The organism is Devosia sp., assembly GCF_041917035.1.
In the GTDB taxonomy this organism is placed as follows: domain Bacteria; phylum Pseudomonadota; class Alphaproteobacteria; order Rhizobiales; family Devosiaceae; genus Devosia_A.
In genome coordinates this window covers 1-22,919 of record NZ_JAYRYM010000035.1, presented here as the reverse complement: position 1 = coordinate 22,919, position 22,919 = coordinate 1, and the positions used below count along the sequence as shown (strand labels likewise).

The 22,919-nt window shown below is 66.9% G+C and carries 18 protein-coding genes and 1 pseudogene; 7 read left to right on the top strand and 12 right to left on the bottom strand.

The annotated features are described in order from the left end of the window. From ACE3TU_RS06220 to ACE3TU_RS06185, 8 genes are all read right to left on the bottom strand, one after another. The coding region (locus ACE3TU_RS06220) for a carboxylesterase family protein (RefSeq protein ID WP_374621631.1) at positions 1-722 on the bottom strand (722 nt) is incomplete at its 3' end. Then, complete coding sequence (locus ACE3TU_RS06215) at positions 719-1,663, bottom strand: ABC transporter ATP-binding protein (protein ID WP_374621628.1); 945 nt, start codon at positions 1,661-1,663, stop codon at positions 719-721. The genes ACE3TU_RS06220 and ACE3TU_RS06215, both read right to left, overlap by 4 nt. After that, positions 1,660-2,676 carry an ABC transporter ATP-binding protein gene (locus ACE3TU_RS06210; RefSeq protein ID WP_374621626.1) on the bottom strand — a complete coding sequence of 339 codons (1,017 nt, stop codon included), beginning with the start codon at positions 2,674-2,676 and terminating at the stop codon, positions 1,660-1,662. Before ACE3TU_RS06210 ends, ACE3TU_RS06215 begins: the two co-directional genes overlap by 4 nt. Then, positions 2,673-3,617, bottom strand: coding sequence for an ABC transporter permease (locus ACE3TU_RS06205; RefSeq protein ID WP_374621623.1), 945 nt, complete (start codon positions 3,615-3,617; stop codon positions 2,673-2,675). Before ACE3TU_RS06205 ends, ACE3TU_RS06210 begins: the two co-directional genes overlap by 4 nt. Before the next feature lies 1 nt (position 3,618). Further along, complete coding sequence (locus ACE3TU_RS06200; RefSeq protein WP_374621620.1) at positions 3,619-4,521, bottom strand: ABC transporter permease; 903 nt, start codon at positions 4,519-4,521, stop codon at positions 3,619-3,621. A 2-nt stretch (positions 4,522-4,523) separates the two neighbouring features. Beyond that, positions 4,524-6,092 (bottom strand): ABC transporter substrate-binding protein, encoded by a 1,569-nt coding sequence (locus ACE3TU_RS06195; RefSeq protein ID WP_374621617.1) that lies wholly within the window; start codon positions 6,090-6,092, stop codon positions 4,524-4,526. Positions 6,093-6,113: 21 nt separating this feature from the next. After that, on the bottom strand, positions 6,114-6,494 hold the full coding sequence (locus tag ACE3TU_RS06190) for a hypothetical protein (RefSeq protein ID WP_374621614.1): 381 nt from the start codon (positions 6,492-6,494) through the stop codon (positions 6,114-6,116). Further along, on the bottom strand, positions 6,491-7,855 hold the full coding sequence (locus ACE3TU_RS06185; protein ID WP_374621611.1) for an acyclic terpene utilization AtuA family protein: 1,365 nt from the start codon (positions 7,853-7,855) through the stop codon (positions 6,491-6,493). The genes ACE3TU_RS06190 and ACE3TU_RS06185 overlap by 4 nt, the downstream gene beginning before the upstream one ends. A gap of 119 nt (positions 7,856-7,974) precedes the next feature. Here ACE3TU_RS06185 and ACE3TU_RS06180 point away from each other — a divergent pair, with 119 nt between their 5' ends. From ACE3TU_RS06180 to ACE3TU_RS06170, 3 genes are read left to right on the top strand one after another with little or no spacing between them, the layout of a single operon-like run. Beyond that, positions 7,975-8,646 (top strand): GntR family transcriptional regulator, encoded by a 672-nt coding sequence (locus ACE3TU_RS06180; protein WP_374621608.1) that lies wholly within the window; start codon positions 7,975-7,977, stop codon positions 8,644-8,646. Further along, positions 8,646-9,833 (top strand): acetyl-CoA C-acetyltransferase, encoded by a 1,188-nt coding sequence (locus ACE3TU_RS06175; protein ID WP_374621606.1) that lies wholly within the window; start codon positions 8,646-8,648, stop codon positions 9,831-9,833. Before ACE3TU_RS06180 ends, ACE3TU_RS06175 begins: the two co-directional genes overlap by 1 nt. Continuing rightward, complete coding sequence (locus tag ACE3TU_RS06170; RefSeq protein ID WP_374621603.1) at positions 9,830-11,779, top strand: acetoacetate--CoA ligase; 1,950 nt, start codon at positions 9,830-9,832, stop codon at positions 11,777-11,779. Before ACE3TU_RS06175 ends, ACE3TU_RS06170 begins: the two co-directional genes overlap by 4 nt. A gap of 181 nt (positions 11,780-11,960) precedes the next feature. Here ACE3TU_RS06170 and ACE3TU_RS06165 read toward each other — a convergent pair. From ACE3TU_RS06165 to ACE3TU_RS06150, 4 genes and pseudogenes are all read right to left on the bottom strand, one after another. Next, positions 11,961-12,041, bottom strand: a pseudogene (locus ACE3TU_RS06165) (transposase); the annotation flags it as partial. A gap of 70 nt (positions 12,042-12,111) precedes the next feature. Further along, a complete protein-coding gene (locus ACE3TU_RS06160; RefSeq protein ID WP_374621634.1) occupies positions 12,112-14,301 on the bottom strand; it encodes an ATP-binding cassette domain-containing protein in 2,190 nt (729 codons plus the stop codon). Continuing rightward, a complete protein-coding gene (locus ACE3TU_RS06155; RefSeq protein WP_374621600.1) occupies positions 14,291-16,966 on the bottom strand; it encodes an ATP-binding cassette domain-containing protein in 2,676 nt (891 codons plus the stop codon). Before ACE3TU_RS06155 ends, ACE3TU_RS06160 begins: the two co-directional genes overlap by 11 nt. After that, entirely contained in the window at positions 16,963-18,120 is a 1,158-nt protein-coding gene (locus tag ACE3TU_RS06150; protein WP_374621597.1) for an HlyD family secretion protein, read from the bottom strand. The genes ACE3TU_RS06155 and ACE3TU_RS06150 overlap by 4 nt, the downstream gene beginning before the upstream one ends. A 369-nt stretch (positions 18,121-18,489) precedes the next feature. Between ACE3TU_RS06150 and ACE3TU_RS06145 the strand changes: the two genes are divergently transcribed. The 4 genes from ACE3TU_RS06145 to ACE3TU_RS06130 all read left to right on the top strand — a co-directional run. Further along, on the top strand, positions 18,490-20,208 hold the full coding sequence (locus tag ACE3TU_RS06145) for a hypothetical protein (protein WP_374621594.1): 1,719 nt from the start codon (positions 18,490-18,492) through the stop codon (positions 20,206-20,208). A gap of 36 nt (positions 20,209-20,244) precedes the next feature. Further along, on the top strand, positions 20,245-20,367 hold the full coding sequence (locus ACE3TU_RS06140; RefSeq protein WP_374621591.1) for a hypothetical protein: 123 nt from the start codon (positions 20,245-20,247) through the stop codon (positions 20,365-20,367). A gap of 173 nt (positions 20,368-20,540) precedes the next feature. Continuing rightward, on the top strand, positions 20,541-21,887 hold the full coding sequence (locus ACE3TU_RS06135) for a PAS domain-containing sensor histidine kinase (RefSeq protein WP_374621588.1): 1,347 nt from the start codon (positions 20,541-20,543) through the stop codon (positions 21,885-21,887). An 11-nt stretch (positions 21,888-21,898) separates the two neighbouring features. Continuing rightward, positions 21,899-22,919: sigma-54-dependent transcriptional regulator (locus ACE3TU_RS06130; protein ID WP_374621586.1), on the top strand; the 1,021-nt coding region annotated here is incomplete at its 3' end.

Genomic DNA, 22,919 nt, shown 5'->3' with positions numbered 1-22,919 from the left:
AGAAAGTCGGCCGCGAGGGCGGCGGCCGTCTCCGGCGCGATGATGCGGCTCGCCGGACCACTCATCACCCAGACGCGGCGATAGAGTTTTGCGAGATCGTCGACGCCGAACAGCGCCGATATGGTGAAGGCGCCCGAGGACATGCCGACCAGCGTGACATTGTCGGGGTCCCCGCCGAAGGCGGCGACGTTGTCATGCACCCAGCGCAGCGCCACAATGAAGTCGAGCATGCCGCGGTTGGTCGCTGCGTAGCCTTCCCAGAACGCCTCGGCGAGGTGCAGGAAGCCGAGGGCGCCGACGCGCATGTTGGGCCGCACCAGAACGACATCGTTGTCCCAGGCGAAGCGCGGTTCGTTGTGGAAGGTCCCATGCGCCGCTCCGCCCTGGAAGCCACCGCCAAAGGCGTGGACGATCACCGGCCGGCGCTTGTCGTCGGCCGCCGGGGTATAGAGGTTGAGGTTGAGGCAATCCTCGCCCGTTTCGAAGCCCGCGCCCTGTGTCGCCCAGGCCGGGGCAGGGCGCTGCACCTGCGGCGGGGCGAGGCCGAAGTGGGTCGCGTCGATCATGCCCTTGTTCTCGTGCTGGACAGGTGGCTTGAAGCGCAGCGGGCCGACGGGCGCTTCGGCGTAGCGCAGATTGAGGAACCGATCGCCTATTCTGTCGCGAAGCCCGCGATAGGTGGCCTCGCGGCTGACGATATCGATGGTCCTCGCCTCGCTCATGCCGCGTCAGCCTTGTCGAGCAGGTGGCAGGCGGCCTTCTGTCCGCCGCCGAGGTCGCGCATGGCCGGCGTTTCGGTGATGCAGCGATCGAAGGCATATGGACAGCGGGTGCGAAAAGCGCAGCCGCTTGGGATGGCATGGGCGCTCGGGATTTCGCCCTTGAGCCTTGTTCGCTGGCCATTGCCGCGACCCGGCACTGAAGAAATAAGCGCCTGCGTATAGGGGTGCGAAGGGGCGCCGTAGATGCGCTCGCGCGGGCCTTGCTCGACGATCTCGCCCAGATACATGACGGCGATTTCCTCGCACATGAACTGCACCACCCGCAGGTCGTGCGAGATGAACAGCATCGTCGTGCCGTGCCGGTCCTGCAGGTCGCGCATCAGGTTGAGCACCTGGGCCTGCACCGAGACGTCAAGGGCGCTCACCGGCTCGTCGGCGACGATCAGCTCGGGGTTGGTGGCGAGGGCGCGGGCAATGGCGATGCGTTGGCGCTGCCCGCCGGAGAATTCGTGGGCATAGCGATCGAGGGCGGTGCGCGGCAAACTGATCTCGGAGAGCAGTCTTTCCGCCGTCTTCAGTCGTTCTTCGGGCGTGCCCAGGCCATGCACGAGCTGTGGTTCGGTCAGTGTCTCGCGGATGCTCATGCGCGGGTTGAGCGAGCCGAACGGGTCCTGGAAGATCATCTGCATGTGCCGGCGCTCACGGCGCAGGGCACCGGCGGAGAGCGACGAGAGATCCTGACCACGGAAGCGGATGGTGCCGGCCGTGGGTTCGACGAGGCGCAGCACCAGCCGCGCCGTCGTCGACTTGCCAGAGCCGGATTCCCCCACAAGCCCGAAGGTCTTGCCGCGCGGGATGTCGAAACTGACGTCGCGGACTGCCTTGACCATCTTGAACGACTTGGAGAGGCCGGTGACCGAAAGCACGGGTTCGCCGCTCATGCCGCGCCCTCCAGCGGATGCCAGCAGCGCACGTCGCTGCGTTCGTGCGACGCCAGCGCCGGGCGGGTCAGGCACTGCTCATCGGCGCGCGCGCAGCGGGGGGCAAATCGGCAGCCGTCCGGCCACTGGCCCACCGGCGGCACGGTGCCGCCGATCGGGCTGAGGCGCCTCCTTCCGTCGTCATGCGAGGGGACCGCATCGAGGAGGCCGCGCGCATAGGGATGGGCCGGGTGATGGACGACGTCGGCGCTGGCGCCGCGCTCGACCACGTCGCCGGCATACATCACCACCGCCCGGTCGCAGAAATCGCCCACCACTTCGAGGTCATGGGTGATGAACAGCATGGCGAGATCGAGCTCGCTTCGCATCTCATCGAGCAGGTCGAGCACCTGCGCCTGGATGGTGACGTCGAGCGCCGTCGTCGGTTCGTCGGCAATGATCAGCGAGGGGCCACAGGAAATGGCGAGGGCGATCATCACCCGCTGCCGCATGCCGCCGGAGAGTTCGTGCACATAGCCCTTGAGGATGTCGCGGGCCCGCGGAATGCCGACCCGGTCGAGCAGCTCGGCGGCGCGGTCCATGGCGGCGGCGCGGCCGAGGCCGAGATTGTGCCGCAGCGTGTCGGTCATCTGCCGGCCGATGGTGAGCGTCGGGTGCAGCGCCGTCATCGGCTCCTGGAAGATAAAGCCCATATGTCGGCCGCAGAGCTTGCGGCGCTCGCGCGGCGGCAGGCCGGAAACTTCCTTGCCATTGAGTCGGATGAGGCCGGTGATCTCGGCGTGGTCGGGGACGAGGCCCATCACCGCGCTGGCGGTGATCGATTTGCCGCAGCCGCTCTCCCCGACCAGCGCCACGGCTTCGCCCTGCCGGATGGTGAAGGAGACATCGGTGATGATCGGCAGGAGGCCATCGGCATTGCGGAAGCCGAGCCCGAGATTTTCGACCTCGAGCACGATCGGCGCCAGCGCGGTGCGGGTCGTTTCGGCCGGCAGCGGAGCGAGGTGCGCGGTCATTGATAACGGATCCTGGGGTCGAGCAGGGCGTAGATGAGGTCGATCACGAGGTTGAGCACCGCCAGCACAAGCGAGATGGTGAGGACGCCGCCTTCGACCAGCGGGTAGTCGCGGCGGCCGACCGCCTCGACCAGCATGCGTCCGAGGCCCGGCAGGGCGAAGATGATCTCGATGGCGACGGCACCGCCGAGCATGTAGCCGGCCGAAAGGCCGGCGACCGTCACCACCGGCATCGCGGCCGTGCGCATGGCATAGCGACCGATGACGGTGCTTTCCGGCAGGCCCTGGGCGCGGGCGGTGGTGATATAGGACTCGTTGAGGACGTCGAGCATGGACGAGCGCATCATGCGGGTCATCAGCGCCGACTGCCGGACGCCGAGAGCGAGGGCCGGGAGGAAGATGGTGGCGCCGAAGGCAATGAGGCCGGCGTCGGGCGGATTGTAGCCGGCAACCGGGAACCAGCGCAGCGTCACCGCAAAAACGAAGATCAGCAGCAGCGCGAACCAGAACTCGGGGAGCGAGATGCCGAGCACGGCAGTGGTGACCACGGCGCGGTCGATGGGCTTGTTTCGGTTCATGGCCGAAACGAGGCCCAGCGTCACCCCGATGGCGACCGCCAGCAGCAGCGCTGCGAGGGTGAGAAGGATGGTGACGCCGGCATAGCGCGGGATGATCGCCATCACCGGCTCGCGGAAGAAGATCGAATTGCCGAGGTCGAGGGTCAGGATGCCCTTGAGCCAGATGAAGAATTGCACCCAGATCGGCTGATCGAGCCCCAGTTGCGTGCGCAGCGCCGCGATCTGGTCGGCAGTGGCCTGGTCGCCCAGCATCATGCCCGCCGGGTCGCCGGGCGAGAGGCGCAGGAGGAGGAAAACTAGGATCAGCGGCACGAAGATCGTGGGCAGGATGAGGAGGAAGCGCTTGCCGAGATAGCGCAGCATGTCAGCGCCTCCGTGCCAGGCGCGGGTCGAGGACATCGCGCAGGGAGTCGCCCAGCAGATTGAGGGCAAGGATCGTGAGCATCAGGGCAAGACCGGGAAAGATGACGATCCAGGGCGCCTGGGAAATGTAGTTGCGCGCTTCGGTCAAGGCGTTGCCCCAGCTCAGTTCCTTGGGGCCGATGCCGACGCCGATGAAGCTCAAGCCGGCTTCGCCGAGCACCGCTGCCGAAAAGATGAACGACGCCTGGACGAGGATCGGCGAGCTGACGGCGGGCAGAATGTAGCGGGAGAAGAGACGCAGGGTCGGGACGCCCACCGATCGCGCTGCCTCGATCATCTGGAGCTCGCGCACGACCAGTACCTGGCCGCGGACGACGCGCAACGAGGGGGCGACGAGGACGATCGAGAGCGCGGTGATGACGGTGGTGGTGGAAGGACCCATGATACCGGCGGCGGCGGTCGCGAGGACGATGCCGGGAAACGCCATCAGGCCATCGACGAGGCGCATCAGGATGACGTCGACCTGGCGATAGAAGCCCGAGAGGAGACCGAGCAAGACGGCAACGCTCATCGAGATGGCCGTGACGATGAGCCCCACGAGTAGCGAGGTGCGGCCGCCATGCAGCACCATCTTGAACATGTCGCGGCCCAGATTGTCAGTGCCGAAGAAATGCTCGACGCCGGGCGGCGTGAAGCGATCGGCGGGGCTCACCCGGAGCGGATTGCCGGGGGCGAGCAGCGGCGCCAGGATGGCGCCCAGGGCGACGAGCGCGAGCAGCGCGATCGAGGCCATGGCCGTGGGATTGCCCAGCAGCCGCTGCCACACCGACTTATTGGTGGTGACGAAGACTTCTTCGTCACCACCGGACAGGCTGCCGGGAGGTATCGCCTGGGAGGTCGTCATCGTCACTGCTGGGGCGGGGCGACGTTGTAGAGGTCGTAGCCGCGCGTCGGGACGCGGGCCGGATTCCCGACGCCCTTGCGGATGCCGTACATATTGGCTTCCGTGCCGTACTTGATGAACGGGAACTGGTCATAGGCCAGGGCGTGCACTTTCTCGAAGATCGCCTTGCGCTCTGCCGGATCGATTGTGGAGGCAAGTTTGGCCATCAGCTCGAGCTTTTCGGGATCGGTCCAGAACCCCGGATAGGTGGCGTTGAGATAGGCGATCGAGGTCGGATCGACATAGGTCGGCAGGAAGCTCGAGAACGCATCCATCTTGGTGGCGTCGGCGCGCGACTGGATGTAGCTCGCCATCGGCGATTCCTGGATTTCGACATTGATGCCGAATGCCTCGAGCTGCTGGGACGCCGTGACCGCGGTCAGGAAGTGCTTCTGGTACTGCTCGGACGCGACCAGCCAGCGGATCGGCTCGCCCTTGTAGCTGGAGGCGGCGAGGTACTCCTTGACCTTGTCGGGGTTGGGCGTGCCGAAGCCGTCGGGGACGCCGGCGGTGGTGTACCAGAACGAATTGGGGTCCGGGATCCAGCTCGGATCGAGCGTATAGAATTCGGGATTGCCGACCGAAGCCAGCATGATCGGATTCATCTCGAGCGCGTGGTAGATGGCGCGGCGCAGGTTGACGTCGGCGAGCGGGCCTTCCTTGGTGTTGAACACCACGGTCAGCGACTGGTTGTTGGCCACCACCACAGGCTCGGTATTGGGATCGTTGGTGAGCGCATCGAAGAAATCGATCGGCATTTCCATGGCGATGTCGAGTTCGCCGGTGATCAGCGAGTCGCGACGCACCGAGGCCTCCGGCATCAGGCGCAGGTGGATTTCGTCGGCATAGGCATGCTTGGCACCGGTCGCAGCCGAGGACGGCTCGCTGCGGCTGTGGTAGTCGGCCCAGCGGGTCAGCACGGCGCCCTGGTCGGGCGTGTAGCTGGTGAGGGTATAGGGGCCGGTGCAGTCGAGGCCGCGTGTGGCTTCAGTCGGCGAGGCGCCTTCGAGCGAGGCCGACGACATGATCACGGCCTGCTGGCCGGCGAGGACGCCCGGCACGATCGGGGTCGGCGTATTCAGTGTGATGAGGATCGTTCGGTCATCCACCGCTTCGATGGCGCTTGTCACGCCCTTGAGCGAGGCACCGATGCCTGCCGACTCGCGGAAACGGTTGAGCGAGGCGACGACGTCGGCCGAAGTTAGCGCAGCACCCGAATGGAACCTGAGATCGGGACGCAGCACCACGGTCAGCGATTTGCCGTCCTGGGCATAGGTGAAGCTTTCGGCCAGCATGGGCTGCGGCGTCCAGCTCTCGTCGACGCCGAGCAGGCCCTCGCAGGCGATCGAAGCGGTGAGCCAGTTGACGCCGAAGGTGGTGACCACCGGATCGGGCGAGGGGGCCATCTGCGAAATGCCGACGCGCAGCGTGCCGCCCTGCTGCAGCTCCTGGGCGATCGCCGGTTGCGCAGCAAAGACGGCCATCGACGCCCCTGCGAGCAGGATGCCTTTCAGGCTGGAACGAACTTTCATGTGTAACCTCCCTGGATGCCCTTAGCGGGCGGATTGCAGTTCGGGCGCGAGCAGTTGCCCGTCCCCGGTTTCGACTGGCACCCGGACATCCATTCCGAGCACCAGGTAGGACAGACACTTGCCGTGCGCGTCGACCGCGAGGCTGGAGTTGACCCCACCCTCGAGCGCGTCCTCGATGACGAAGTTGAGGGCGTGGAGCAGCGGCAGCTCGTAGCGCCGCACCTGGGTGACGCCGCGATGCGCGAAGAGCCCTGCGACGCGTTCCGCAGTGACTTCGGCGAGCAGCACCGGCCAGTGCCGCTTGTCGTAGGCGATGACGTTGACGTTGAGCCGGTTGCCCTTGTCGCCGGAGCGACCATGGGCGATGGCGTGCAGTTTGACCGTCTGATGCGCACTGCTCATGCCGCCGCTCCAATGAAGCGGAACGACGGGATGACGGCCTCGCGCGACACCAGGTGCGAGAGCGTGCGGACGCGCGGGCGGACGCTGGTCCGCACGCCGCCGCCGCCGGCCGGGCCGCAGCAATAGAGGGCGTTGACCTCATCGACGGCGCGCTGCACGTCGCGGGACTGCGTGCCGCCGAAGGCGAAGCGGACGCGGTAGTCGCCATCGGCAGGGACCGGCAGTTCGGCCAGCATGCTCCCGGCATCGGCGTCGAAAGCACTGACGGTGCCGATGACATCGGCGCGGTGGCGTACGGCGAGACCGCGGCGCGCGAGGCGCTCGGCGATGGTGTCGATGGCGAGCCGGGCCCGCGCCAGCGCATTGGCGCCGGCATAGGAAATCTCGGCCTCGCCCAGCCAGTCGCCATGGACGTTGACGGTTGCCTTGAGGGTCGTTGGCGCCGCATGGCCGCGCGCCCCGGAGACGCGGACCCGATCGCGACCCGCCGGTTCGACGGTGACGCCGGTAATGTCGAGGGTGACGTCGGGCGTCAGATAAGCGGCCGGGTCGTGGATTTCGTAGAGCAGTTGCTCGGCCACCGTGCGGCGGTCGACCAGGCCACCGGTGCCGGCGGGCTTGGTGATGACGAAGCTGCCATCGGCCTCGACCTCGGCGATCGGAAAGCCGAGATCGGCCATGCCGGGCACGTCCTTGAAACCGGGATCGGCGAAATAGCCGCCGGTGACCTGCGCGCCGCATTCGAGCAGGTGGCCGACCAGCGTGCCGGCCGCGATGCGATCGAGATCGGACCAGTCCCAGCCGAAATGCGCCACCAGCGGGCCGAGCGCCAGAGCCGGATCGGCGACGCGCCCGGTGACGACGATCTGCGCGCCGGCACGGATCGCGTCGGCAATGGCGCCGGCGCCCATATAGGCGTTGATGGCGATGACCTCGCCCTCGAGTTCGGGGAGGCGGCCGTCGCCGTCCCAGCGGACAGTGTCTTCCAGAGAAATCTTGCCGAGGAGGTCATCGCCCTCGACCACGGCAATGCGTGGAGAGGGGAGACCTAGCCGCTCGGCCAGGTTCCGGATGGCCGCCGCCGCGCCGGCCGGATTGGCGGCACCGAAATTGCCGACGATGACGATGCCGGCCGCGAGGCACTGGGCGAGAACCGGCTCCAGCAGTTCCTCGAGCAGCGGTTCGTAGCCCTTGGTGGGATCGGCGTGGCGTGCCGTCTGGCGCAGGGCCAGTGTGCGCTCGCCCAGAGTCTCGAAAATGATGGCGCCACCCGCGCCGGAGGCAGCGATTTCGGCCACGACGGCCTGTGGCGCGTCGATGCGATCGCCCGAAAATCCTGCGCCGCAGCCAATCCGATACACGCCGCCCTCCCTTATCGACTTAAGCATCGATCTCATTATCGATAATGTCAACGATGATTGTGACGATGTGGAGAGTGATGTATGGACAGGGCAGGATCAAAAGCGGAGCCAGGCGGCCGATGACCGACAAGTCCCTGACGGATCAGCCAAAAAAGTGGGACGTTGTGTTCCGGGAACTGCAGCGGGCGATCATTGCCGGCCAGCTGCGTCCCAAGGAGCGGCTGGTCGAGGACGAGATCATGGCGCGCACCGATGCCACCCGGCACGCCGTGCGGCGCGCCTTCGACGAACTCGAGCGACTGGGGCTCGCCATCCGGCAGCCCAACAAGGGCGTGCAGGTGCGCGACTATTCGATCGCCGAGATCGAGGAGCTCTATGAAGTGCGCGAGTGCCTCGAGCTCGCTGCCGCGGCGCGCTTCGTGCGGCCGGCCGGCGACGAACTGGTGGCGGCGCTGACCGACATTGCCAGCCGCCACCGCGATGCCAGCCGCGCGCAGCGCTATGCCGAGGTCTTCTCGCTCAACAACAGCTTTCACGAAATGCTCTATCGCGCCGCCGGCAACCAGACGCTGGCCGACGCCATCATCCACTACACCTTCGCAACGCATCCGATCCGCAGCCGCGCCTTCCCCAACGAGGAGCTGCGCGAACTGGCGATCAGCGAGCACTTCGAGATGATCAAGGCGATCGAGGCCGGCGAGGCCGGCAAGCTCGCCGACATCATCCGCACCCATATCGGGCGGCCCAAGGATTTCTATCTCAAGGCCACCTACATCCATGGAGCGCTCTGATGCAGAGCCTCCCCGACGTGGTCATCGTTTCGGCGCGACGGACGCCGATCGGCTCGCTCGGCGGCGCGCTCTCGCCGGTTCTGGCGCATGAACTGGGCGCCGCGGCCATCGCGGCCGCGGTGACCGATGCCGGCATTTCGGCCGGGGAGGTCGACGAGGTGATCCTCGGCCAGGTGCTGGCTGCCGGGCACGGCATGAACCCGGCGCGGCAGGCTTCCCGCCTCGCCGGTCTGCCGGACAGCACGCCGGCGGCGCTGGTCAACCAGGTCTGCGGCTCGGGCCTGCGCGCCGTGGCGCTGGCGGCCCAGCAGATCCAGACCGGCAGCGCCCGGATCGTCGTCGCCGGCGGGCAGGAGAGCATGAGCAATGCCCCGCACACGGCCAGCGTACGTCGCGCCGGGAAACTGGGCGACATCACGCTCCGCGACAGCGTGACGAGCGACGGGCTGACCGATGCCTTCTACGGCTATCCGATGGGAATGACGGCCGAGACCATCGCCAATCGCCACGGCGTCGACCGGGCGGCACAGGATGGCTTTGCCGTCGCCTCGCAACGCAAGGCTGCGGACGCCAGCGCGGCCGGCCGCTTTGCCGCCGAGATCGTGCCCGTAGAGGTGCCCGGCCGCAGAGGGGCAGTCGAGGTCAGTGCCGACGAGCACATCCGCCCCGACAGCAACCTCGAGGTTCTGGCGCGGCTGAAACCGGCTTTCGCCGAAGCCGGGTCGGTCACCGCCGGCAACAGTTCGGGGATCAACGATGGAGCGGCAGCGCTGGTGCTGATGTCCGCCGACGAGGCGGCGCGGCGCGGCCTCGCGCCACTGGCCCGGATCGTCGCCTGGGGGCATGCCGGCATCGACCCGCAGGTGATGGGCCTCGGCCCGATCCCGGCGAGCCTGCTGGCGCTGCAGCGTGCCGGCTGGGAGCTGCACGATGTCGACCTCTGGGAGATCAACGAAGCCTTCGCGGCGCAGAGCCTTGCCGTTATCGGTAAGCTCGGGATCAATCCGCAGCGGGCCAATGTCAATGGCGGCGCCATCGCGCTCGGCCACCCCATTGGCGCCTCGGGCGCGCGCATCCTCGTGACCCTGCTGCACGAAATGGCGCGACGACGGGCGCGGCGCGGCGTCGCCACGCTCTGCATCGGCGGCGGGATGGGCATTGCCATGGCAGTGGAGAGGCCGGAATGACGGAACGCAGCATCGGCGACATCCTCTGGCAGCCCTCGCCCAAGCGCATCGCCGCCTCCGGCATGGCGAATTTCGCCGCCGCCCATGGCTTTGCACCGACCGACTATGCCGGCCTGCATGCCTGGTCGGTGGCCGAGCCGGAGGCATATTATTCGGCGCTCTGGGACGAGCTCGGGGTGATCGGCAGCAAGGGTGAGCGAGCCGTCGCGGGCGGCGACAGCCTTGCGGCGACGCGGTTCTTCCCCGACGCCCGGCTCAACTATGCCGAGAACCTGCTGCGCGACGCCGACGACCGACCGGCGATCATCGCGCATCGCGACGACGGCACGCGGCGGCAGCTGTCGCGCCGGGAGCTCTCGGACCTGGTCTCGCGCTGCGCCGCGGCGCTGCGGGCCGACGGCGTCGGGCCGGGGGACCGGGTGGCCGGCATCGTCACCAACGATATCGAGGCCATCTCGCTCTATCTCGCCACTGCCGCGATCGGCGCCGTGTGGAGCTCGTGCTCGCCCGATTTCGGCCCGGCGGGTGCCGCCGACAGGCTGGGACAGGTGGATCCGAAAATCCTCGTCGCCGTTGCCGGTTACGGCTATGCCGGCAAGTGGATCGATACCAGTGCCAGCATCAACGCCGTGGCGGCGGCGAGCCGGCCCGCCCGCATCGTCTTGATCGGCAAGCCGGCGGCCGGCACCACCTTTGTGGGCCGCGCCTCGGGAATCGAGGACTGGCTGGCGCCACATGCCGCCGGGCCGATGGACTATCATCGCGGTGCCTTCGATGCGCCGCTCGCCATCCTCTATTCCTCGGGGACGACCGGACGCCCCAAGGGCATCGTGCATGCGGCAGGAGGCCTGCTGCTGCAGCACCTCAAGGAGCATCGGCTCCATTGCGACCTGCTGGCGGGTGATCGGCTCTTCTACTATACGACCTGCGGCTGGATGATGTGGAACTGGCTGGTGTCCGGCCTCGCGTCCGGCGCCACGCTCGTCACCTATGACGGCAATCCTTCCTGGCCCGACGCGCGGAGGCTGCCCGACCTGATCGATGCCGAGGCGATCAACGTCTTCGGCACGTCGGCCAAGTATCTCGATGCCTGCCATCGCGCCGGGCTGCGACCGGCGGAGACCCACGATTTCGGCAGCCTCAGGACCATTCTCTCGACCGGCTCACCGCTCCTGCCGCAGAGTTTCGACTACGTCTACGAGAGCTGGAAACGCGACGTCCACCTCGCCTCGATCTCGGGCGGCACCGATATCTGCGGCTGCTTCCTCGGCGGCGTGCCGACCTTGCCGGTGCGGCGCGGCGAGCTGCAGGGGCCGATGCTGGGCATGGACGTCGCTGCCTTCGGTGCCGACGGGCAGCCCCGGGCCGGCGAACCCGGCGAACTGGTCTGCCGCAATGCGCATCCGTCGATGCCGGTCGGCTTCTGGGACGACGCCGACGGCAGCCGCTATCGGTCTGCCTATTTCGAGCGCTTCCCGGGCCTCTGGACGCATGGCGACTATGTCGAGCTGCGCCCCTCGGGAGGTTATGTGGTGCATGGCCGGTCCGACACCACGCTCAACCCGGGTGGGGTGCGGATCGGTACCGCTGAGATCTATCGGATCGTTGAGGCTATCGCGGGGGTGGAGGAAGCGATTGCGGTGGGGCAGGACTGGCAGGGCGACCAGCGCATCGTGCTGTTTCTCAAGCTGCGAAACGGCATGGCGCTGACCGATGAACTGCAGCAAACCGTGCGGCGCGCCATCCGCGCCGGCGCCACGCCGCGCCACGTGCCGGCCAAGATCATTGCGGTTCGTGCCATCCCTCGCACCCGGTCGGGCAAGATCTCCGAAGTCGCCGTGCGGGAGACCATCCACGGCCGGCCGATCGGCAACGATACGGCTCTCGCCAACCCCGAATGCCTCGCCGACTATACGGCACTGCCCGAATTGGCCGAGGCGGGATGAGACCTGGCTTCCGGCACTGAGGGGCGATTGGTTGGAGACCGCTTGCCGGACTCTGGGCCGAAAGCGGACTTGAGCTGCTGGAGGGCGAACCGTTCGGCGTCACCCCGCGATGGGCTGATCGCTATCTCCTGCACGTAGGTGCATGGGTACCTTGAGCTGAATCAGCGGCACGTCGTCGCCCTCGGCAGAACCATCGATAGGCGAGGTTGAGATGAACCTCCTCGCACAGCCGCCGCTCGGACCGGATGCCCACGACAATGCCGGCCGATCAACCGCCGACGAAATCAACACAATCGGCGCAAAGCGGACTGACCCGAATGGTCGCCAAGGGGCTAGGGGTGGGCGATCACCAGCAACGTTCGGGCGCGGCGGAATGCGCAGTCGAGGCAAAGGCGGAGGCTCTCGGGGTCAAGTGCAGCAAAGCTCTCGTCGAGGATGGTGAGTTCGGCATCCTGCAGCAGCGCGCGAGCGAGGAAGATGCGGCTGCGCTCGCCGTGCGAGAGTTGCCAGCCGGTTTCGCCCACCATCTGGTTGAGTCCGCCAGGCATGCCATCGATGAGGTCACCAAGGCCGAGTTCGTCACAGATCTGCCGCGCCTCGGCGAGGTCTTCCGGCGTGGCTGGCCAGCGCCGACCGAGCAGCAGGTTAAAGCCGAGGCTGCCCGAAAGAATATGGTTCTCATGGAACTGCGGTGCCTCGGTGACGAACTGATGCCAGCTGGCCCCGAGGGTGCGTCGGTCATGCCCGCGCAACAGCACCTGGCCCGATTGCGGCGTACGGATGCCGACCAGCAATGAGGCAAGCGTCGATTTTCCGCCGCCCGAGCTGCCTTCCAGCAGCAGGCGCTCGCCGGACTCGATCGTGAGGTTGGCCGCGCTGAGCACCGGCCGGACACCAAAGCTGAAGGAAACGCCCGCGGCTTCCATCAGGGGCCCAACGCCGGCATCGACCTGCCGAAGGGCAGTCGGTGCGAGGAATGGCGGCGCTGGCTCGACATCCACCGCGGCCTCGAACATCGGCGCGATCTCGCGCCAGGCGATCATTGCGCGGCCGAGCGCGGCAAGGCTCGCGGTGACGCTTCCCAGCGCGCGGCCGGCAAACAGTATGCCGCCCAGCGTAGTGGCGAGTAGCGTCGGTTCGAGCGGGGAGGGCACCGTGGCGAACAGAAAAGCGGCGATGGCGAGCACCAGCCATCCGGCCGGCATGCCGGCCACAAAGGGCAGGGCGGCGCGGTCGACACCGATCGAGCCGGCGAGATAGCCGCTCATGTCGCGACCGAGGTCGTCGCGATGCGCTGCCCGCTCCTGCGCGAGAATAGTGCGATGCCCGACCATGCGCTCGATCAGGTCGTGGGTGAGGTCGAGCCGCTTACTCGTCCACACGCGAAGGCGCCGGAAGAAGCGGATGCCGAGGCCGATGGTCAGTGCGGTCCACAGCGCAAGAGACGCAACGAGCAGTGCCGCGCCAGCGCCGCTGGCGAGAAGCCAGAAGGCAAAGCCGAGCTCGATCACCGCGACCAGCGCCGAAGGCCCCCCGGCGATCGCCAGTGCCTCGAAGGAATGCGATTCCATGACTCGGGCGAGCAGGTGCCCGGCGCCCTGGCGTCGGGTCACCTCCGGATCGAGCCGCAGGGCGCCGGCCAGCAGGCGACCCTTCAGCAGGCTGCCGAAGTCCGTTGCCATTTTCGCGTTAAGCCACCCGGCTGCAGCACGCAGGGGCACCATGGAAACCAGCAGCAGCGACCAGGCGGCCAAGGCGCCAAAATCCAACCGACCGGCCAGGATGCTGCCACCGATGATCCCCCACGCAAAAATCTCGCTGCCGTAGAGCGCGACCATCAATGCGATCACACCGGCGAGGCGCAGCGGAATGCGCAGCGCCCTGATCTGGTCGACAAAGGACGCCGACGGCGGCCGACGCAACAACCAGATGCCGTCGACCGGCGTTGCGCCAAGCCGCGTCCGGGTCATCGCCGCACTGACAGTCGGACGACGGGCCGTCGCGACACCGGCCACATCGAGCAGCTTGTCGATCTCGCGCTGCAGCGGCGCGGCGTACGGCGCGGTGAGCTGCCGCTCCAGGACTGCGATCGGAAGGCGGCGCCGTCGCTGCTCTGGTGTGAGCACAACGAGATCTGCGCCACGTCGCCCGACGACCAGCACGAATTGCGGTTCGCGCGCCAAGCGCACCCGGATGATGGCTGGGAAGGCCACCGCCAGGAGGCCGCCGAGATCGGACACTCCGGCCTCGACTTCTTCGACTTCGAGCGCCAGTCTCTGCGCTGCCCAATCTAGCCAGTGCTCGATGGCCTCCCCTGAACCAGTGAGTACGCTGGCCGGTACGCTCGGCAGGCGCGCGTCGGCGGTCAGCCCAGTGGCCGAGGCCAATGCGGCGAGACCATCGCCGAGCTGGCGCAGCGGCCAGGCGTAGCGTGCCAGCCTGTCCTCGAGGCCTGGGCGCGGACGTGTGCGCGTCCTGCTGTCCGACCGGGCAGGCGCAAGCGACAGCGTGTCAGCGGTCATCTCGGACACGGCCATCCTCCACCTTCAGTGTCCGCCAGTGCCGGCCCTGCCAAAGCGTCTGCCGGGCCGTCTCTTCGGCGTCGAGAAGTTCGGCATAGCGCGACGGTGCCGTGGCCAGTCGCGCCGGATCGCCGTCCTCGACGACGCGGCCGTTCTCGATCACCAGCACACGGCTGAAGCTCAGCGTTTCTGCGATGTCATGCGTGGCGCAGAGCAGCGTGGCCGCAGCCCAATGGCGACGGGCACTGGTGAGGAGCCGCTGGCGCTGCTGCCGGTCGGTGCCCCGAAACGGTTCATCGAGGAGAACCAGCCGCACGTGCTCCTGCGCCATGGCGCGGGCGAGACGCACGCGCTGGCCCTCGCCACCTGAGACCAGGCTACCGCCTTCGCCAAGTGGCGTGCGGAGGCCGTCGGGCAGGCGCTGCACGACGCTGCGCAGATCGGCACCGGCCATAGCAGCACTGATCGGGGCGCCATCCGCCGCCTCGCTGCTGAAACTCAGATTGTCGCCGAGCGAGGTGTTCCAGAGCTGCACTGCGGGATCGACCCACGCAGTGTGGCGACGGAGTTCGGAAAGCCGTCCGTGTTCCAGGGGCGCGCCGTCGACCAGCAACTCGCCGTCGCTGAGGCTGTGCCAGCCGAGCAGCAGGCCGAGCAGCGATGACTTGCCGGCGCCCGACGGACCGACGATCGCCACATGCTCGCCGGCCTCGATCACGAGGTCGATGCCGTCGAGAACAACATGGCCGCCGGCCCGGACGGTGCCTGCACTGATCTCGATGCGGGCCGGAGCCGAGGCGCGGAGGACGGTCTGCGCCGGCGTGGTGGCGCCGGAATCGGGTGCAGTCAGAGGTTCGAGCAGACGCAGCAAGACGTTGCGCTGCGCTGGATAGTGATGCGCCAAGGCCATCAGCGTCTGGCCGGCCACGGGCAGCTTCAGCAGCCAGTAGACCAGCAGCAGATCCGATGCGGCGATACCGGAGGCGCGGCCAAAATGGTCGAACAGCACGAGGCCGAGCAGGCCGAGGGCCAGGACCTGCTGCAGGCTCTCGATCAGGAGCGTGGTCCGGCTCAGTCGAAACAGCGCACCGGCCCAGGCGACGAGCAGCCCCTCGTGGCGACGGCGGACGGCGCGCTGGGCCCGATGTACCCGGATTGGCACAGCGCCGAGCAGGGCGTCGAGGGAGAAGCCATGCAGCGCGCCGGCATGGCTGCGGACGCGGAGATCGGCCTCGCTCACCAGCGGTTGCAGAAGCCATGCGAGACCCATCAGCAGGCCGACGACGGCGACGCCGAAAAGTGCGGTGTGGGCATCGATGAGCGCGATGCCGCAGAGCATCAGGCAGAGTTCCGCCGTGGTCTGGACGAAGTGCACGCCCATGCCTGGCACCGCTCGGCTGAGATGCAGCGAGTGGCTGCGATCGGCCATGTCGGAGATCGGCCGGCTCTGGAAGTAGCGGTCGCTCAGCCGCGGCAGCTTGTCGAGTAGCGCCATGCGCAGGCGCAGTTCCATCGCTCGCCCCAGGCGCAGTGCCTCGCTGGCAACGCCAAGCCGGACGGCCAATGCCGCACCCATCAGGACCAGGAGGGCCCCCGCGCCGACGAGGCGCTGGTTACCCGGGGCAAGCAGGCTGCCGATATCCACAAGAGTGCGCAGGCCCAGCACTTCGATAATCAGCAACAGGCTCGCAAGGCCGATGGCGCCGAGCAGGGCAAGCGGCGAGAGCAGTCCGTCGGCGAGCAGGAGTTGCAGGAGCACTGAAAGGGGACGCTGGGGTTTCTCGCTGAGCGCCACGGTGAGTTCAGGAGGCATGGGCAGGTCACCTGCCTCCCTGTTGGTCGCGGCGGTACGGCCGGCGACGCGAACCAGGACCGCGCCTTTCACCAGCACCCGCCTTTCGCCGAGGACGAGACTCTCGCGATCGGGCGCGACCAACCAACAGTCGGGCGGCAGGATGGCGTAGATGTCGTCCGGACTGGCGATAGTTCGCTGAAACAGCGTCTCGACAACGCGCAGGGCCTCGTCGCCGGCAGCAAGGCCGCCGGCATCGAGCAGGTTTAGCGCCAAACGCACCGTCGCATCGAGCGCCGCTAGCGGGTACCAGCCGGGATCGGCCGTGGCGATGGCGACCAGCCGGGCGAAGTCGGCATCGCTGCCGCCCAGGCGTGAGAACCGCTCGGCGAGCGGCTCGAGAAACTCTTCCGAGCTTGCCCAGTCCCTCCAGGCGGCAGCCGGCACACTGGCCTCATGCCGCAGCAGGTCGTTGGCGAGTACCGACGCCTTGATCCAGCGGCGCCCGAGGCCGGGGTCCATCACCTGCAGCCACTCGCCATGCCGGCTCCACACCACCACGAAATGCGTGGCACCATCGCCCAAGCGGACGACGACGATGGCCGGGAAGATAGTTTGGCGCCTGAGGAAGAGGTGGTCGACCGGCAGCAAAGACTGCGTCGCGTCAACCCCAAGGCGATTCGCGACCTCTTCGAGTGTGTCGATGGACGTCCCGTCGATGCCCGTCTGGCAGGCCTCGCGCAACCGCCCGTAGCTCACCGGAATGCGGAACCCTTCGAGCACGCACTTGAGGGTCGCAGGACCGCAGTCCATGCTCGAGGTCTGGACCACCTCGGGCGCAAACCAGCGGCGGGTTGAAGCGAAGGCGCTCATCTCGTCCGCCCGGCGAAGAGACCCGTGACCCGCGTCACCAGACCGGCCGGTGTCGAGTCTTCCACTGCGATTTCGAGCGTGCCGGGCTGCCCGTGCTGCAGCGCCGAAACACCCGGCAGGCTTGGGTCGAGGGCAAGTTCGACGCGAACGGCATTCTCGCGCACCTCGCTCGCGACCGCGGACACGATCGCCGGCACGGACTGGATATCGTGCAGGCCGACGCCATCGAGGTGGAAGATGGCCGGCTGGCCAACGCGAATGCGGCCGAGCGCCTCGGAAGGCGCAAAGGTCGCGGCAATGATCACCATGGCTTCGGGGACGACGGTGACAAGCCGCTCGCCGACAGCGACGAAGCCACCCGGCCGCACGGTGCCAACATCGCCGATGCGACCCGCGACAGGCGAACGAATGAGGTGCCGGGCGACCTCACGCTCGATGAGTGCGATGGTGGTCTTTGCCGTCTCGATATCCGCTGCGACGGCGGCGCGATCGTTGGTCAGGCCCTCGATCTCTGCCGTCGCCTGCGCGTCGCGCGCGTGGGCGTCGAGGCGGAGTCGCAGCACTTCGGAAACCCAGCCCTTCTGCGTTGCGATGAGCGCGTCGACATCGGCATTGGCCTTGAGCACTTCGGCGGCAGAGGTGCCGCCCGTCTTGGCCAGCCTTGCCAGACGCTCGGAGCGGCCGCGGGCGAAATCGAGCGCTGCGATGGCTTCGTCATTGTGAGTCTCGGCCACCGTGGCCGCAGCTTCGGATGAAGCCAGTTCGTTCCGCCGCTGCGACTGGCGGGCGTCGATCTGACGACCGAGATGCTCGAACCTGGAGTGCAGACCGGCGAGGGTGGCCTGCGCCTCCACCAGTCGGAGGCGATCCTCTGTGGCGTCGAGTTCCGCGATGACGTCACCCGCCTGCACGGCCATCCCCAGCGTGGCGCGGAGCGAGAGGAGTTCACCGGCCATCGGCACATCGACGGCGTGCGCCGCGCCGAGGGCCTCGACATGGGCGGACTGCGACGCGGCATAGAGCGTCAACGGGGCGGTGAAGAACCACACCGACCAGGCAGTGATGGCGATTGCGGCCGCCACCCAGATGAGATGCACACGTTGCGGGCGGTCGTTGGAAAGGGCCACCATCGTCTGGGAAAAGTGTGCCGTCATGACCTGCACTCCGATGGCCCGCACGATTCATATGAGCGGCGCGTGTACGGGGTTGTGCGGTCGCCGCAGCAGTGGGTGCAACGGTGGGGCATATCCCCCAATCGAGTGGGGGACCCACTGCAATGCCCCACCGGCGGAGCGGCAGGTGCTCCGCATAAGCGCGAGATAAGCATCTGTGGGCGTTGATCTATTCAGATCGTCGGCAACTTGGCACGCTGGTTGCAATTGAGTTGGCATCGCCGGCCCAGCCGGTTGGGACAACTGCCAATGCACCGAACTCTTGACAGCGCAGAACCTGCTCCCGGCCAATGTCCGATGCACGTTCCCGTGCACGATGGGCTGCAGCCTGGGGATGAGCTACGCCTGCCGATGTCGCGCCGCATGGTGGTGCAACAGGCAGTGAGCGACGAGGGCCAGCCCGAACTGATCCTCTACTATGAGGACAAGGAAGTCTTGTTCGACGAACCGCACCTGTTTGCCTTTGGCGAGACGCTGGCGCGCCAGGACCGCTTCCGCGCTGACGCCGCGACCGCCTGGGGCGACGGCTATGACTGGTCGGAGGTCAGGGACCTGCTGGAGAACCTGGTAGAGGCTGGTATTCTGGAGCTCGGCGCGCCCGAGATCGAAGTGCCAACTTCAGGTCACGCGCGAACCTCGCTGCTGCCGCCTGCTCGCGCCACCATTGCGCGCAGTTGGGCGGACTGTGCGGCCATCACCGATGAACTGGCCGGTCGCGCCGTCGATCCGGCCCATCTGGAACTCATCGTGCCGATGTTTCGGGTGGCCCACATCGCGCTCGACGCCGATGGGCGGCAGGTCGGCGAAGCCAATGTCTTCCCGCGGCCGCTGCGCCTCGACACGCCCACCGAGTGGAAGGCCTGTCCGTTCCCAGGTACCCGCTACATGGCCGACCGGCCAATGAACGCCAGTGCGCTCAAGGCCATGCGCAACCACTGGCCGCAGATGATGGCGGCGCTCAAGTTCATCCGGGCGCACTTCCTGAGGCGCTTCCCCGCGGCAGCAGACGGCTGGACGTTGGCCCATGTGGAGCGGCTGGCAGCACTGGTGCTGGCGGTGCCGACCTATCAACTGGTGCGCGCCGGTGCCGAGGCTGCGCCACTGCATCCGGCACTGTCATCGTTGTTCCGCGTGACCGATGGGCTGCGTATGGCGACGCATCAGATGATGTTCATCCCGGTCGGCGAACCGGTCCTGCCGCCCGACACCCCGATCACCGCCGAAGCGATCTTCGACTATGCCGAGCGCAACTACTCCTTCCACTCCGAGACTGGGGTGTGCGCCGGTCCGAGCCATATGGTGCGCGAGTTCCTCGACGTGGTGCTGCACGGTGAGGAGGACGAAGACTTTGCCTTCGACCCGGAAGTGGCCACCGCGCTCGACGCTATCGACGCTGCATTTGAGTACGGTCTCAATGCACTGCGGGCGCATACGGCGCTGTTCCGCTTCTGGCCTGCCATGGCCCGTTCCTATGAACGGCTGGCCGAAATTGCCGGAGCGGCCGTAGCCCGTGGAGAGACGCGCTATGTCGATCTGGCGACCCGTCTCTCGGCGCATGTCTCAAACATGCAGCGCGTCACCCTGCTCGGCACCGAAGAGCGTCGCAGCGACCGCGACCGCGCCTATGCCGAGATCTTCGATCAATGCGGACTCGGTCTGCGCGCCGCCGGTGTAGGTCTGCTGGCGCAACTCGCGTCGGCACGCACCAGATCGAATGCTCTTGCCGACCATCTCGCGAAGACCCTGACCGCTCGCCTTGGGCATTCCCATCACACGACCGCGTTTGCAGCGGCGGTAGCGGAATTCGCACTCGAGACGCAGGCGATCATTGCCGTGTCGGAGCGTTGCCAGGCCGCCGTCAATACCAGCATCGGCCGGGCAACTCCCCGGCGTGCGTTCAGCGCTGCTGACATCGCCGTCCATGGCCGGTTGCTCGGCAATGTGCCGCAGCGGTTGCCGTTCCTTACCGAGGAAGTCGCCGAGGCCCTCGGTATTAATCTTTCCATCGACGCAAACGGCATCGCCGTCACTGCGTTTTCCGATTTTCCAAGTTCGGCGGACATCCGCTGAAAACCGCGCAGTTGCGCTCAACCCCAGGAGACTCTCATGAACATCAAGACCAACGTCCGCGCCGGTGGCCAGAACCGCAAGCGGGGCAGCTCGACCGACTCCAGCTCGACCGAAACCGAGGTCTATGTGCCGCCCGTGAGCCGTTGCGTCGGCATCTGACGCCGCGACCACTCCGGCCGGATGGGGGCAATCTCTCCCGTCCGGTCGGCATTCTAGTGATGACAGTTTCGAGCGCCCGTTCGTGGCTTGCCAAGTATTTGCCTGCCACCTATCAATTTGACTCCACCTTCGCCGCGTTCAACCAGCGGGGACAGGGCTTGCGACAGGGCCTCATGCCGAAAGCCACGTTCAATATCCGGCTCTGGTTCGCCGTCGGGAGTCTGGGCAGCATCGTGCTGATCTGCGCAGCAGCTGCATTCTGGCTCAACAGCTACCTGACCGACAGCCTGATTGATCGCGAAAGCCAGGTTTCGCAGGAGTTCCTCGAGACCATCACCGCTGTCAACGGTGCTGAGATGTTCGCCGACGACGGCGCCGCGATTCCGCACCAGAGCGAGGAGCTGCTCGATTTCGTCAAGCACGCCCTCAACATCCCCGGCATCTTGCGCATCAACATCTATACCACGACGCGCCGGATCCTCTGGTCGACGGAAGGAAAGCTGGTCGGCCAGGCCTTCAACGACAATGATGAGCTCGAGCGTGCACTGCGCGGCGAGATCGTCGCCGACATGAGCTACCTCACCGACGCCAACAAGCAGGAACACGTCGCCCTGGGCAATGTCGACCATTACATCGAGGCCTACATGCCGCTCCACGGCATGGCCCCGGATCGCCCGGTGGTGGCCGTAATGGAGTTCTATCGGCTGCCACTTCGTCTCGACGATCGCCTGGCGGCGGGCAGCGCCACCATCTGGTCCGGCGCCGTTGCGGCCGCGCTGCTGCTCTTTGCTGTGCTGTACTGGATCGTGCAGCGCGGGGCGCAGATCATCGAGCGCCAGCAGCGCGAACTGACCAGCGTAGCGGCCTTTGCGGCAGTCGGCCAGATGTCGAGTGCAGTGGCCCATAGCCTTCGCAACCCGATGGCCGCGATCCGCTCGTCGGCCGAACTCTGGCGCGGCCAGTTACCGGCCGAGAACCAGGAAATCGCCGACGAGATCATGCGCGATGTCGATCGCATGGACTCCTACGTCCGCGATCTACTGTCTTATGCCCGACCGGAACCCTACGACCTGCAGGTGATCGACCCGCATGCCGTGCTCAAAGGGATAGCCGATCGGCACCGGCATGCTGCCACCCGCAGCGGCGTCGTCATCACCCTTGGCGATGCGGCCGCGCAGAAGGTGCACGTCAAGGCAGATTTCAAGCTGCTGGAGCAGGCACTCACCACAGTGGTCACCAATGCCCTTGAGGCAATGGGTGATGGGGGCGAACTTTCGATAACGCTCGATCGGTCTCCCCGGCGCGGCATGATCCGTCTTGGTTTTGCCGACACCGGTCGGGGCATCGCGCCCGATGTCCTGCAGCACGTCTCCTCGCGCTACTATACCACCAAGCCCGGTGGTCTCGGCCTCGGCCTGGTGCTGACACGCGGCATCATTGAGCGGTTCGGGGGCATGTTCAGCATCGCCAGCACGCGGGACGTCGGCACCACCGTCAACATCGACATTCCGGTGGCCTGATGGGTGGCACAGTGCTGATCGTCGAGGACGAGCCGCTGCTCGGCCGCAACATGAAGATCTTCCTCACGCGGGAAGGCTTTGCTGCCGAACATGCTGCAACGCTCGCCGATGGCTTGCGGCTTTACGAAACGCTGCAGCCCGACCTCCTGCTCATCGATCACAACCTGCCCGATGGTACCGGACTGTCTTTGATCGAGACAGTTCGCGCCACCGACCGCTGGACCAAGCTGGTGATGGTCACCGCCCATGGCGGGGTGGAACTTGCGGTGACGGCGATGAAGGCGGGCGCCAACGACTACCTGACCAAGCCCGTGTCTCTGAGCGAGCTCGGCCTCCTCGCGCGCCGGCTTCTGGCGCAATCGAGCCTGGAAGGCACGCTCAGCTACCTGACGGCACGCGAACGGTCGCGCAGCGGCGTCGACCGCATTGTCGGCACGTCGCCCGCCATCCTTGAACTCAAGCGCCGCCTTCGTTTCCTGACGGCCGCCGAAGGCAAGGCCTCTCCCGATGGGAGCGAGGCCGGACCGCCCGTGCTGATCCTGGGCGAGACCGGCACCGGCAAAGAACTGGTGGCGCGGGCGCTGCATTTTGACGGACCCCGGGCGGATCGGCCGTTCATTGCCGTCAACTGCGCGGCATTGCCCGAGCAACTCGTCGAGTCCGAACTGTTCGGTCACGAACGTGGCGCCTTCACTGGTGCCACCGAAAAGAAGATCGGGCTTTTCCAGGCTGCCGAGGGCGGCACGCTGTTCCTTGACGAGATCGGTGAATTACCGCTGGCCCAGCAGGGCAAGCTGCTCAAGGCGATAGAAGACAGGGTGGTGCGGCCAGTGGGCAGCGTGCGCGACCGGCCGGTCAACATCCGCTTCGTCGCGGCCACCAATGCTGCCATCGAGGAGCGGTCCCGACAGGGCGAGTTCCGCAGCGATTTGCTCTACCGGCTCAATACCATTACTGCCGAGGTGCCGCCGCTCCGACAGCGCGGTGACGATATCCTGGCGATTGCCCAGACCTTCGTCACCGAATTCGAAC